The sequence below is a fragment of the Clostridium uliginosum genome (genome assembly GCF_900112485.1).
Taxonomy (GTDB): Bacteria; Bacillota; Clostridia; order Clostridiales; family Clostridiaceae; genus Clostridium; species Clostridium uliginosum.
The window spans coordinates 78,257-92,131 of the sequence record NZ_FOMG01000016.1 but is presented as its reverse complement, the minus strand read 5'-3'; the positions used below and the strand labels follow the sequence as shown (position 1 = coordinate 92,131).

The following is a 13,875-nucleotide window of genomic DNA, read 5'->3' as shown; positions in this document are numbered from 1 at the left end:
ATGAGCAGCAAGCTTCATAAATAAAGAAATATAGTAAAATTATGGAGAAGGTATCTTTACCTTCTTATCGTCATGCAATCAAATAATATAATTACATAAAAATATATGTATAAAATTGAAAACTATAAAAAGAGAGCTGTATCATGATTGATTTAAAATATCAATCTGATACAGCTCCCTTTTTTATGCCTTAATTTATATAATTTTAAAATAATTACAATAAATAAATTTACAAGTAAAATATTGACATAAGACAAATAATGGATTATGATAAACATGTAACCGCTATCATGATAAAATATTATGAAATTTCAGTATATTCTGACTGAATTTAATTAGGTGAATTAATACTTATTTGTAGTTACAAGATTACTAAGGCATATTCAAAAAAATAACAAGTCAGTATGCCTAATATTAGAGTTAAGGAGGAGTTATTTTGAGCACGACGATAAGTGATATTGCAAAAAAAGCAAATGTATCTTTAGCCACTGTATCAAGAGTTCTAAATAATTCTGGATATGTAAAGGAAGACACAAAACGCAAGGTATTGAGTGTAATAAAAGAAATGAACTATACTCCTAGTGCAATTTCTAGAAGTTTATCAAAAAGTGAAACTAATATAATTGGTGTTATAGTTCCTGATATAACCAATTCATATTTTGGAGAAATAATAAAGGGAATAAGTGAGATCTGTGAAAAGAATAATTTAGATATTATTTTATTTAATACAAATGATTGTTTAGACAAGGAATTAAAATCATTAAGAGTAGCAAAGGAACAAAGGCTTAAAGGGGTTGTGATGACACCCGCATTTGGAGAAGCTGACTTTACTACTAAGTACATAAAAACAATAGAAAATTTAAATATACCAATAGTTTTAGTATCAGCTGATATAAAATTTATAAAGTTAAATGGAGTATTTGTAGATAATATAAAAGCTGGGTTTGATGCAACAACGTTATTAATAAGAGATGGTCACAGTAAAATAGGAATTATAACAGGTCATTTAGGTTCTGAACCAGCTGTGGACAGGCTAATTGGATATAAAAAAGCATTAGAAGCTAATAATATTAAAATAACTGAAAAATATATCTTTAATGGTGATTTTAAACTTAATAAAGCTTTTGAAATAACAAATTCTATATTTAAAATGGATGAACCACCAACAGCCTTAGTTGTATGTAGTAATATGATGGTAACAGGAGTTGTAAAATCCCTATTTGAGCAAAATAAGAAGATACCAGAGGACTTAGGTGTGATTGGATTTGGAAAAACAGATTTTTTAGAATTGATAGGAGTAAATATTCCATATATGGATGAAGGACCAGTAGAACTTGGAAAGTCAGCGATGAATATACTTTTAGAAACTATAAAAGAAAAGAATAAATCATCAATTCCGGTAAAAAGAATAACAATTGCACCTAAAGTTGTCTTTAAGCAATATCCAGAAAAATAACTAGTTTATTAAGAACAATAATTTAAATGTGTTGTATATAAGTTCCAATAAAGTTTGTTCATTAATATAAATCTTAGAATATTTATAAATGTTATAACTCACCAGTATAGTGAGGAACTTATATAGGAAATTTATGATATATATGATTCTAACTAGATATTGTTAATTAAAGATATAATTTTCTATAAAAATTATATAAAAGATTATAAATGTATTAACTTAATTAGAACATATATATAAATATATCTAAAATAATAGTATTACATATTTTTAATGTTTATATAAGATTTAATGTGCATAGTATAGATATTATTGATTAAATTATTAATAACAAAAAACATATAACAACTAATAGTCTTAACGAATTTATTTTAATTTGTGTTTAAATCATAGAAAAACTCTATGGTTTTACAATATATTATTTAGGCATTGTAAAATAAATAGCTAGTTAAAGATTCTTAGGACTTTTTGAACTAGACAAGGAAGTGAAGGCAGTTAATACTGCTGTTATTATCTGCATTTGCTAACGCAGTATAGTACAAAAAAGACAAGAAGATTGATTAGTTATTTATTTGGAGATGTCTTATTATGAGATTATAGGAGGAAGAGGTATGAAAAAGAGATTATTATCAATAGTAACACTTTCAGTCTTAGCAGTATCAATGTTTGTAGGTTGTGGAAGCTCAAAAGGTGGCAGTGCTGCAAAGACAGAAAAAATTAAAGTAGGTATGGTTACAGACTCTGGAACAATCGATGACAAATCTTTTAACCAAGGAACTTGGGAAGGCATAAAGAGAACTGAAGGTGACTTAGGTACAGAAATTAAATACTTAAAACCAAATGGTAACACAGAAGCTGAATATACAAAGGAAATTGGAAACCTTTACGATGCTGGATTTAAATTTATAGTTACACCAGGATTTAAATTTGAAACTGCAATCTATAAATCACAAGATAAATATAAAGATGCTAACTTTGTTTTAATTGATGGTGTTCCAAATGATGGAAGTGGTAATAAAAAAGTTGGAGAAAATGCTGTTTCAATTATGTTTGCTGAAGAACAAGCAGGATTTTTAGCAGGAGTTTCAGCTTCAGTTCAACTTAAAGAAGGAGAACTAGGATTTGTTGGTGGTATGGAAATACCAGCACCACAAAGGTTTAACTGGGGATTCCAACAAGGTGTTGCATATTCAAATGCAAATTTAGGAACTAAGATGGAATTAAAACAAGAAAATGTATTATATCAAGGATCATTTGATAATAGTGCAGCTGGACAACAAATTGCAGCTCAAATGTATGACAGAGGTGTTAAAGCTATATTCTGTGCAGCAGGTGGAGTTGGAAATGGAGTTATAAGTGAAGCTAAGACAAGAGCTGGTGCAGGAAAAGAAGCTTGGGTAGTTGGTGTTGATAGTGATCAATACAATGATGGTATTTACAAAGATGATAAGTCAGTAATTCTTACTTCTGCAATGAAAAAAGTAGATCAAGCTTCTTATGACATGGTGAAATCTCTTAAAGATGGAAAATTCCCTGGCGGAAAAGAATTAAAATTTGATGCTACAAATGATGGTATTGGCATCCCAGAGAAAAATCCAAATTTAAACGAAAATACAATTAAGACTGTTAAAGACGTATTCGCAAAAATCAAGGATGGATCAATAAAAGTTTCAGATAAACAAGGCGATTTATTTAAATAAGGTATTATAAAAATTTGAAGATGCCTAATATATATTAAAAATTAAAGCAAAATTTATTCAGGGTAGAAATTAAATCTGCTCTGAATAAATTTTTATAATTGAATCAAGGAGGAGTCAAGTATGGAATATATAGTTGAAATGCTAAATATTCGTAAAGAATTTCCAGGTATAGTAGCTAATGATAACATTACTCTTCGATTAAAAAAGGGAGAGATCCACGCATTACTTGGTGAAAATGGAGCAGGAAAATCTACCTTAATGTCAGTTCTCTTTGGAATGTATCAACCAGAAAAAGGTATTATAAAAATAAGAGGAAAAGAAGTTAAAATTTCTAATCCAAATGTTGCAAATGAGTTAGGAATAGGAATGGTACATCAACATTTTAAATTAGTTGAAAATTTTACTGTAACTGAAAATATAATTCTTGGCTGTGAACCTAAAAAAGGATTGGTAGTTGATATCAAATCAGCAGCAAAAAAAATACAAGAACTATCTGAAAGATATGAATTAAAAGTTGATCCATATGCAAAAATAGAAGATATATCTGTTGGTATGCAACAAAGAGTTGAAATATTAAAAATGCTTTATAGAGATGCAGAAGTATTAATATTAGATGAACCAACTGGCGTACTTACACCACAAGAAATTGATGAACTTATGCAAATTATGAGAAATCTTATTAAAGAAGGTAAATCTATAATAATAATAACACATAAGCTTAAAGAAATTAAGGCTGTTGGAGATGTTTGTACAGTTATAAGACGTGGAACATATATAGGAACAGTAGATGTAGCAACTACATCACAAGAAAAACTGGCAGAGATGATGGTAGGAAGACCAGTAAACTTTAAGGTTGAAAAGAAAGAAAAAAAACCTGGAGATGTAATTTTAAAAGTTGACAATGTTTCTGCAATGAACAATAAAAAGGTTCTTGGACTTAAAAATTTCTCAATAGAAGTTAGAGCAGGAGAAATTTTGGGTATTGCAGGAGTTGAAGGTAATGGTCAAACAGAATTGATTGAAACAATTACAGGAATGAGATCTGTAAAAGAAGGAAAGATATATTTCAAGGATGAAGATATTACTAATATGTCAATTCGTAAACGTATTGACAAAGGAATGGCACATATTCCAGAAGATCGTCAAAAAAGAGGATTAATATTAGATTATACACTTGAAGATAATATGGTATTAGAGATTTATGGAAGAGAGCCATTTTCAAAACATGGCTTATTAAATAAGAATGCTATACATGAATATGCTGAAAAAATAATAAAAGAATTTGATGTAAGATCTAGTCAAGGATCAAAATCACGTGCAAGAACAATGTCAGGTGGTAATCAACAAAAAGCTATAATAGGTCGTGAAGTAGAATTAGACCCTGAATTATTAATTGCAGTTCAACCAACAAGAGGCCTTGATGTTGGATCTATAGAATACATTCATAAGAGACTTATAGAACAAAGGGATGAAGGTAAAGCAGTCTTGCTTATATCATTAGAACTTAGTGAAATATTTAATTTATCTGATAGAATTGCTATTGTAAATAGTGGAGAATTAATAGGAACTGTAAAAGCTTCAGAGACAAATGAAAATGAAGTTGGTTTAATGATGGCTGGAGTTCAAAGGAGGAACGACGCATGAGTAAAAAGGATACATTAAATTCCATACTTGCAGTTGTACTAGGACTAATTGCAGGAGCAATTTTGATGTTATTTATTGGTGACAATCCAATAGATGGATATTCATATTTATTTAAAGGCGGAATAATGAGTGTTGAAAGAATAGGTAATACTATAGCAACTGCAACACCATTAATATTTACTGGACTTTCAGTTGCATTTGCATTTAGAACAGGACTTTTCAACATTGGAACTCCAGGACAAATGCTTGCTGGTGGATTTGCTGCAACAGCAGTAGGTTTAACATTTAATGCAAGTATGTCAAGACCAATATTGTTGATAGCTATGATAATTGCAGGTACTTTAGCAGGAGCAATATGGGGTTCAGTACCAGGATTATTAAAAGCAAAGTTTAATGTAAATGAAGTTGTATCATCTATTATGATGAATTGGATTTGTTATTGGGTAGTATATTATATAATACCTGCTTATTTTAAGGGAGAATCATTGGAAACTGAATCAAGGTTGTTACCATCAGTAGCTTCGTTAAAAACACCTTGGCTTACAAATTTATTTGAAGGTTCATATATTAACTTAGGTATATTTCTTGCAATAATTGGTGTAATTATAATTGGATTTATATTAAATAAGACAGTTCTTGGATATGAATTAAAAGCTGTTGGATTTAATAGATATGGGGCAGAATATGCTGGTATGTCAGTAAACAAGAATATTGTTGTTTCTATGATGATTGCAGGAGCTCTTTCAGGACTAGGAGGAGTAACTCAATACATAGGAAATGCAGCTAATATTCAAATAGGTGTAATGCCATCTCAAGGATTTGATGGAATAGCTGTATCATTACTTGGCGCAAACACACCAGTTGGAGTTTTAGTATCTGCATTATTCTTTGGATTATTATATTCAGGAAAAGGATTTATGAACGCTATGACAAGTATCCCACCTGAAATTGCTGATACAATAATAGCAACTATTATATACTTTGCAGCAACAAGTGCTGTTGTACCAAAAATATATAATAAAATAAAACAAAAAAGACAATCAGATGCTGAAAAGAAATTAGTAGTACAGGATAATAAATCAGTTGATGATAATAGTAAAATAGATGATAAGAAGGAGGAAAAATAATATGTGGGCATTAATACAACAAATTTTTCCATATGCTATTGTATACACTGTTCCTCTACTTGTAACTGCTCTTGGAGCATTATATTCTGAAAGAAGTGGTATAATCAATATCGGTCTTGAAGGTATTATGATTATGGGTTCATTTAGTGGAGCTATAACAATCTATAAACTACAAGATGTATGGCCTAACAGTACACTTCCACTTTGGATAGGACTATTAGTAGCTGCGATTGCTGGAATATTATTTTCACTTTTACATGCATTTGCATGCATAAACTTAAATGCAGATCAAACAATTAGTGGTACTGCTATCAATATGATGGCTGCGGGTATTACAGTATTCTTAGCAAGAACTATAGTTGGAAGTGGAAACGTAAGAATAAGAACAGGATTTACTCCAATTGATATTCCTGTGCTTTCATCAATTCCTATTATTGGCGATTTATTTTTTAAGAAAACATATGTTACTACATGGTTAGCTTTAGTAATTCTTTTAGTTACTATATTTTTACTATATAAAACACCATTTGGTATGAGATTAAGATCATGCGGTGAACATCCTCAAGCATCTGATGCAGCAGGAATTAATGTTTATCATATGCGTTACTTTGGAGTATTAGCTTCAGGAGCATTAGCTTCACTTGGTGGTGCTATAATACTTGTAACATATTCTGGTGAATTTACTGGAAATGTAGCAGGTCTTGGATTCTTATCATTAGCAGCATTAATATTTGGTCAATGGAAGCCACTTGGAATTTTAGGTGCTACATTATTCTTTGGATTTGCAAGTACAATGGCAAATGTATCACAAGTTATTCCAGCTTTAGCTACTATACCACCAGTATTATTAAAAATATTTCCTTACGTAGTTACATTATTTGTATTAGTATTATTCTCTAAATCATCACAAGCACCAAAAGCAGAAGGTGAACCTTTTGATTCAGGTAAGAGATAAATAATTATTAATATTGAATGAATATGTGCAAGCAATAGAAAATGGCTCTGATGAAATAGATATTGTTATAAATGTAGACACAAGCAAAATATTAGCTAGTGCATAAAAAAAGCAAATAATTTTCAGGGGAATGAGTGAATTTTATGAAGATGATTGATATAATAAACAAAAAAAGAATGGGAATGGAATTAAGTACAGAGGAAATAAATTTTTTCATTCAAAACTATACAAATGGTAGTATACCAGACTATCAAGTTTCAGCTTTGTTAATGGCAATTTATTTTCAAAAAATGAACATGAGAGAAACATCAGATCTTACTATGGCAATGGTTAATTCAGGTGATGTACTTGATTTATCTAATATAGAAGGAATAAAAGTAGATAAACACAGCACGGGAGGTGTAGGAGATACTACAAGTCTTGTGCTTACACCAATGGTTGCTTCACTTGGAATACCAGTAGCTAAGATGTCTGGTAGAGGTTTAGGTCATACTGGTGGAACAATAGATAAGTTAGAATCATTTGATGGTTTTTCAGTTGAAATTAGTGAAGAACAATTTATAAATAATGTAAACAAAGATAAAATAGCTATAATGGGTCAAACAGCAGATTTAGCTCCAGCAGATAAAAAGTTGTATGCATTAAGAGATGTTACAGGTACAGTTCAAAATATTTCTCTTATTTCTTCAAGTATAATGAGTAAAAAAATTGCTTCAGGAGCAGACGCAATTGTATTGGATGTTAAAGTTGGTGATGGTGCATTTATGAAAACTTTTGAAAATGCTAAAGAACTTGCAACAGCTATGGTTAGCATAGGTAAGAATGTTGGAAGAAACACAGTAGCTGTAATATCTGATATGGATCAACCTTTAGGTCTTGCAGTTGGAAATGCATTAGAAGTTAAAGAAGCAATTGATACATTAAAAGGAAATGGTCCAGATGACTTACTAGAATTATGTTTAACACTTGGAAGCAATATGGTTGTACTTGCAAAGAAAGCTGAAACAGTAGAAGAAGCAAGGAAGATGTTACTTAAAGTAATTGAAGATGGATCAGCATTAAGAAAATTAAAAGAATTTATTGCAGCTCAAGGCGGAAATCCAGAGCAAGTTGAAAATCCTGAACTTTTACCAAAAGCTAAATATGTAGTAGAAGTTAAGAGTGAAGTAGAAGGCTATGTTTCTAAGATAGATTCAGAACACATAGGTCTTATAGCAATGGAACTTGGAGCAGGTAGAGCCACAAAAGAAGATAAAATAGATTTAGCTGTAGGAATAGTACTTAATAAAAAGAGGAGCGATAAAGTATCAAAGGGAGAGACTTTAGCGTATATTCATGCAAATGATGAAAGTAAGATAGAAAAAGCAGGTAAGGATATAATTGTAAGTTATCACATCTTAAACGAAAATAGGAAAGCGGTTCCATTAATTTATGGAGTTGTAAAATAGTTTTTTTCATGTGTCTAAAATTCAAAATATCATATATAATTACTCTAAAGGACTAGAAAAATTGCCCTAACAGTTTCTATTGTTTTAAGTTGCACCCATTATCCATTGATTCAAAGACATGGCTTTGGACAATCAAAAATGGAACAACTTAAAATAAAATAAAAAGAGGGATGTGACAATATGGAATATAAAGAACTTATAAGAATGGCTTTAGATTATAGAAAAAGATCATATTCACCTTATTCTAATTTTAAAGTGGGTGCAGGAGTTCTATTTACAAGTGGAAAAATCTATGGAGGATGTAATATAGAGAATGCAGCTTTTGGACCTACAAATTGTGCTGAAAGAACAGCAATATTTAAGGGTATATCAGAAGGAGAGACAAGAATAGAGGCTATAGCTGTAGTTGGAAGTCTTGAAGAATACACTTATCCTTGTGGCGTTTGTCGTCAAGTAATAAGTGAATTTGGAGATCAAAATGTAAAAGTTATAATTGCTAAGAGCGAAGAGGATTATATTGTTAAAAGTATGGGAGAAATTCTACCAGGTACTTTTACAAAAGTGGATTTAGAAAACAATAACAAGTAGGAGGTACACAAAATGAGTATTCACATTAATGCACCTGAAGGTGCTATTGCAGAAAGCGTATTATTACCAGGAGACCCTTTAAGAGCTAAATTTATTGCAGATACTTTCTTAGAAGATGTAGTTTGTTACAATGAAGTTAGAGGAATGTATGGATTTACAGGAACATATAAAGGTAATAAGGTTTCGGTTCAAGGAACAGGAATGGGTATACCATCAACCTCAATATATGTTAATGAATTAATTCAAAGTTATGGAGTTAAGAATCTTATAAGAGTTGGAACTTGTGGTGGATATAGTGAAAAAGTTAAGGTTAGAGATCTTATAATTGCAATGTCAGCGTCAACTGATTCAAATCTTAACTTAGTAAGATTTGAAGGAAGAACATTTGCTCCAACAGCAAGTTTTAAATTATTAAAGCCTGCTTATGATATAGCGGTAGAAAAAGGATTTGATCCTAAGGTAGGTAGTATATATAGTTCAGATATATTCTATGGTGATGATAATGAAGATTGGAAAAAGTGGGCTAGTTTTGGTTGCTTAGGAGTAGAAATGGAAACTGCAGCAGTATATACAATTGCAGCTAAATACGGAGTAAATGCATTAACATTACTTACAGTAAGTGATCACTTTGTAACAGGAGAAGTTACAACTGCTGAAGAAAGACAAACAACTTTTACATCAATGATGAAAGTTGCACTTGAAACAATAGCTAGTTTATAATATAGCATAATTTTATAAACACACAACATTGGGAATAGATAGATATAAGAAATAGGGTTTCACACTAGAATATGTGTGGAATCCTATTTTTTTAATGACTATGTTTAGGAGAACGTTGATATTGTAATATAAAGCTCATGGACTCTGGAATTTACTTTAAGAACTCTAAAACGAATATTAGTCCTATTAATGCATGCTCCCAATCAAAGATTGTGACAAGCAATTAATAGGACTAATATTCATTAAGAGTTCTGCAAAGCAAATTCCAATGCCACTTCGCTCTTATATTACAATATCAACATTCACTTAAAATATAGTCTTTTAAGTGAAGTATTTATTAGAGAAAATATTGTCAAAAATAAGAAAAAAGTGTATATTTATATATATATTGAAAAAGTAACTAGCTATTATATCAGTATATTTTATTATAAAAACTATTTTTCGAACAAAATTCTGAAAAAATATTAGGCATATTCAAAAAATAACTAGTCAGTATGCTAGTCTATTTTGCATCTTTGAATTGTTATTTTCTTTCATATGCCTTACATAAGAAAGGAATTACTAAAATGAAAGCTTTTTTAGATTTAAGTGTAAAGAAAAAACTTAATATAGTATTTTTCTTAATAAGTATCTTCTTAGTTTTAATAGGAGTTCAAGGTATATTAAGTTCTGGAAAGATAAATGAGGGTTCTAAGAACATATATAATACCAATTTAATGTCAATTAAGAATTTAGAAAAAATAAGTTCAAATGTAAATGAAATCAAAACTAATATGCTTAGAATGGTCTTTGAAAGAGATAGGTCAGATTTAGATAAACAAATAAGGTCTATTGATTATTTAACCGAGCAAGACCAAAAATGCCAAAAGGATTATGAAAGTATACCAGACGAATTAAATGCTGAAGTAGCAAATGAAGAGGAAAAAGTTTATAATGATTTTAAAAATGTCTTAGAAAGATATAGAGAATCACGAGCTAAAGTTATTGAACTTGTAAAAGCAAATAATTATGATGAAGCAGTTAGTATTTATAACTCAGAAGTAAATAATTTAAAAACTTCTGTTAGTGAAAAATTAAATAAACTTATTGATATAAATGAGAATTCAGCAGATCAGGCAAATTTAAATAATAAAAATCAATTTCACAAGGTTAGAAATTCAATTATATGTTATACAGTTATAGCATTTTTGATTATGATTGCTATAGCTTTCATAATGAGTAAGGATATATTGAATGAATTAAATAAAATAAAAGGTATTGCAGTTAGAATATCATCTTATGATTTTTCAGAAGTAATTTATGTGCAAAGAAAAGATGAATTTGGACAAACGGTAAATGCGTTAAATACTTCTCAGGAAAACATTAAAGAACTGGTAAAAGAAATAATGAATAATTCTTCTGATATGAGTGCATCATCTGAAGAACTTTCAGCAACTGTACAGGAAATAACATCTAAAATAGAAGTAATAAATGTTTCTACAGCTGAAATAAATAAAGCGACTCAAGAAGCAAGTGCTACATCAGAAGAAATAACTGCATCCGTTGAAGAAGTTAATTCTAGCATGCAAGAACTATCTTCAAAGGCTATGGAGGGTAGCGCTAATGCCAGTCAAATTAAAGATAAAGCTGAAAAAGTTGAGGTAAATGGGAAAAAAGCAGTGGAAGAAACTAATAGCATTTATGAAGAAAAAGAAAAAAGTATACTAAAAGCCATAGAAGATGGAAAAGTAGTTGATGAAATAAAAGTTATGGCTGATGGAATTGCAGCAATTGCAGCACAAACTAATTTGCTTGCATTAAATGCAGCCATTGAAGCTGCAAGAGCAGGAGAACAAGGAAGAGGCTTTGCAGTAGTTGCAGAGGAAGTAAGAACGCTTGCAGAACAGTCAGCAGAAACTGTGAATACTATTCAAAACACTATAGTAAAAGTTCAACATGCTTTTGAAAATTTATCAGGAAATAGCAATGAAGTGCTTAAATTTATTGGAGAAAGAGTTACACCGATATTAGATGAGTATGGAAATGTAGGAAAGCAATATGGTCAAGATGGAGAATTTGTAAGCTCAATGTCAGAAGAAATTGCATCAATGTCAGAAGAAGTGGAAGCTACAGTAAATCAAGTTAGTGATGCAGTACAACATCTAACAGAGAATGCTCAGCTTTCTGCAGAACGTACAGGGGATATTCAAGTTAACGTTGATGAAACTTCAAAAGCTATGGAGCAAGTTGCACAAACATCACAAAGTCAAGCTGAACTTGCACAAAAGCTTAATGAATTGGTACAAAAATTTAAGATTTAGACTATGCAATAATATCAATAAGGGTTTAAAATACAGTCAATATTTAAGAAAAGGCTCTGTTTTAAAACCGTGTTGATATTGTTACATATTGTTAAGTGGGCTAAAGAATTAAACTTAAGAACATCTAAATGAGTATAGTCCCATTCCAGCTTGCTCCAAAGACAGGCTTTGGACAAGCAACTAATGTGACAATACTCATTAAGAGTTCTAAAAATCTAATTCTAATCCCAACTAAACAAAAATGTAACAATATCAACACTATATTAAAATAGAGATATGATTGACTCTAGATACGAAAGTTAATTTCGTGAAGAGTTTCCATCATATCTCTATTTTAGTATTAGGCACATTCAAAAAAATAATAGACCAGTATGCTTGTCTATTTTGCGTCATAGGAGGCTCGACTCGCATACGCTCGCTAAGTAAGCGGATTTACACAAAATCATAAATTTTGGTTCTATGCTCATCGGTAAATTCAGCTAATAGCTCGCTATTAACTGAACTTGCGTCCTTGTCTGACACAAAATATACGACGCATCTTTGGCCTATTATTTTCTTTCATGTGCCTTAGATATATTTTAAATTATAGAACAAAAAAACATTGAAATTTAGCTAATAGATCATTTGAAAAAAGTTATTATATTGTTATGTATTATTTTTCTTCAAATATACAAAGTCCAATTGTACCAGGGCCAGTATGTACGGCAGTACATGCACCAATAGTCTCTAAGGATATTTCAGTTATATTTGGATGAGACTTTACGTCTTCTAATAAATCTTTTGCTTCTTGATCTGAAGCTCCATTTAAAATCCAAACCCTACATTTACCTTTATCAAGATAAGACATCATAATTTGTTTTAACTTAACTATTGACTGTTTTCTTCCTCTTGCTTTTGCATAAGCATATAATAAACCATCTTCATCAGAAGAAAGTATTGGTTTTAAATTTAAAGTTTCAGCTATAGCTCCTGCAACTCTGCCTATTCTTCCACCCTGTTTTAGATATTTTAAAGAAGTAAAAGTAACAAAACCATGAGTTTTTACTCTAATATCTTCAAGTTTGTTAATAATATCTTCAAAGTTAGTATTATTATCAATTAATTTTCCAGCTTGAGTTGTAATTGCTCCAACAGGATATCCGATGGTTTTCGTATCAAAAATATGATATTGTAATTCGGGATAATGTTCACATAATAATCTTATGCTATTGAAGCATCCTGAAGAGTTACTTGACACAGTAATAATAATTACATGAGTATATCCTTCAGATATTAAACTTTCAAGAATTTTAGTTGAGTATTCTAAATCTGGTAATGAAGTTGTTGGAATTTCATTTTCTAGATAAGAAAACAATTCATCAGAAGTAATCGTTATCCTATCTAAGTATTCTCTATCATTAAAAATTACTCTAAAAGGAAGTAATTTTATATTATATTTATCTAAAGTAGCTTGGCTTAAGTCACAGCTGCTATCTGTTATTAAAGCAATTTTTTGCAAGTATTATTCCTCCTTTGTATACAAACATTTAAACAATATCATTGGCTTGTACACACTAATTAGACTTTTCTTAGATTATATCCCATTAAACTATATCATAGCTTTAGATACACTACAATAATTTTTAAAATTAAGTGTAATGTTAACTTTTTGACTCTTACTTACAAAGTAATTAAATTAATGTATAGTCTACAATTTTTTTTACAATACTAAGGCATATGAAGGAAAGTAATGAGTTGAATATTACTATCATACTGACTTGCTATTTTCTTTCATGTGCCTAAAATTGCAAATATCATATATAATTATCCCCCAGAATTAGAAAATTGTACTAACACTTTCTATTATTTTAAGTTGCACCCATCCATTATCGATTGATCTAAAGTTAGGGCTTTGGACAATCAAAAATGGAACAACTTAAAACAATGAAACAGTAAGT

General features: G+C 30.1%; 10 protein-coding genes. 9 read left to right on the top strand and 1 reads right to left on the bottom strand.

Features of this window, described 5'->3' with window-relative positions:
- Positions 1 to 436: 436 nt before the first annotated feature.
- The 9 genes from BM027_RS11340 to BM027_RS11300 all read left to right on the top strand — a co-directional run bounded on the left by BM027_RS11340 (position 437) and on the right by BM027_RS11300 (position 11,938).
- Positions 437 to 1,456: a LacI family DNA-binding transcriptional regulator gene (locus BM027_RS11340; protein WP_090091757.1), complete on the top strand. Its 1,020-nt coding sequence runs from the start codon at positions 437 to 439 to the stop codon at positions 1,454 to 1,456.
- A gap of 611 nt (positions 1,457 to 2,067) precedes the next feature.
- Positions 2,068 to 3,156, top strand: coding sequence for a BMP family lipoprotein (locus BM027_RS11335; protein WP_090091755.1), 1,089 nt, complete (start codon positions 2,068 to 2,070; stop codon positions 3,154 to 3,156).
- A gap of 120 nt (positions 3,157 to 3,276) precedes the next feature.
- A complete protein-coding gene (locus BM027_RS11330) occupies positions 3,277 to 4,800 on the top strand; it encodes an ABC transporter ATP-binding protein (RefSeq protein WP_090091752.1) in 1,524 nt (507 codons plus the stop codon).
- A complete protein-coding gene (locus BM027_RS11325; protein WP_090091750.1) occupies positions 4,797 to 5,927 on the top strand; it encodes an ABC transporter permease in 1,131 nt (376 codons plus the stop codon). The genes BM027_RS11330 and BM027_RS11325 overlap by 4 nt, the downstream gene beginning before the upstream one ends.
- Position 5,928: 1 nt before the next feature.
- A complete protein-coding gene (locus BM027_RS11320) occupies positions 5,929 to 6,882 on the top strand; it encodes an ABC transporter permease (RefSeq protein WP_090091748.1) in 954 nt (317 codons plus the stop codon).
- Positions 6,883 to 7,025: 143 nt separating this feature from the next.
- Positions 7,026 to 8,330 (top strand): pyrimidine-nucleoside phosphorylase, encoded by a 1,305-nt coding sequence (locus tag BM027_RS11315; protein WP_090091746.1) that lies wholly within the window; start codon positions 7,026 to 7,028, stop codon positions 8,328 to 8,330.
- Between the two features lie 180 nt (positions 8,331 to 8,510).
- On the top strand, positions 8,511 to 8,918 hold the full coding sequence (locus BM027_RS11310) for a cytidine deaminase (protein ID WP_090091744.1): 408 nt from the start codon (positions 8,511 to 8,513) through the stop codon (positions 8,916 to 8,918).
- A 12-nt stretch (positions 8,919 to 8,930) separates the two neighbouring features.
- On the top strand, positions 8,931 to 9,638 hold the full coding sequence (gene deoD, locus BM027_RS11305) for a purine-nucleoside phosphorylase (protein WP_090091742.1): 708 nt from the start codon (positions 8,931 to 8,933) through the stop codon (positions 9,636 to 9,638).
- 566 nt (positions 9,639 to 10,204) lie between these two features.
- Positions 10,205 to 11,938, top strand: a complete 1,734-nt coding sequence (locus BM027_RS11300) for a methyl-accepting chemotaxis protein (protein ID WP_090091740.1) — start codon at positions 10,205 to 10,207, stop codon at positions 11,936 to 11,938.
- A 652-nt stretch (positions 11,939 to 12,590) separates the two neighbouring features.
- On the opposite strand, the gene BM027_RS11295 is transcribed toward BM027_RS11300, so the two are convergent.
- Positions 12,591 to 13,436 carry a DegV family protein gene (locus BM027_RS11295; RefSeq protein WP_090091738.1) on the bottom strand — a complete coding sequence of 282 codons (846 nt, stop codon included), beginning with the start codon at positions 13,434 to 13,436 and terminating at the stop codon, positions 12,591 to 12,593.
- Positions 13,437 to 13,875 lie beyond the last annotated feature (439 nt).

Bases quoted from the DNA above. Each gene is read 5' to 3' on its own strand.
- BM027_RS11335 (WP_090091755.1), top strand. From the start codon at position 2,068: ATGAAAAAGAGATTATTATCAATAGTAACACTTTCAGTCTTAGCAGTA.
- BM027_RS11330 (WP_090091752.1), top strand. From the start codon at position 3,277: ATGGAATATATAGTTGAAATGCTAAATATTCGTAAAGAATTTCCAGGT.
- BM027_RS11325 (WP_090091750.1), top strand. From the start codon at position 4,797: ATGAGTAAAAAGGATACATTAAATTCCATACTTGCAGTTGTACTAGGA.
- BM027_RS11320 (WP_090091748.1), top strand. From the start codon at position 5,929: ATGTGGGCATTAATACAACAAATTTTTCCATATGCTATTGTATACACT.
- BM027_RS11315 (WP_090091746.1), top strand. From the start codon at position 7,026: ATGAAGATGATTGATATAATAAACAAAAAAAGAATGGGAATGGAATTA.
- BM027_RS11310 (WP_090091744.1), top strand. From the start codon at position 8,511: ATGGAATATAAAGAACTTATAAGAATGGCTTTAGATTATAGAAAAAGA.
- deoD (WP_090091742.1), top strand. From the start codon at position 8,931: ATGAGTATTCACATTAATGCACCTGAAGGTGCTATTGCAGAAAGCGTA.
- BM027_RS11300 (WP_090091740.1), top strand. From the start codon at position 10,205: ATGAAAGCTTTTTTAGATTTAAGTGTAAAGAAAAAACTTAATATAGTA.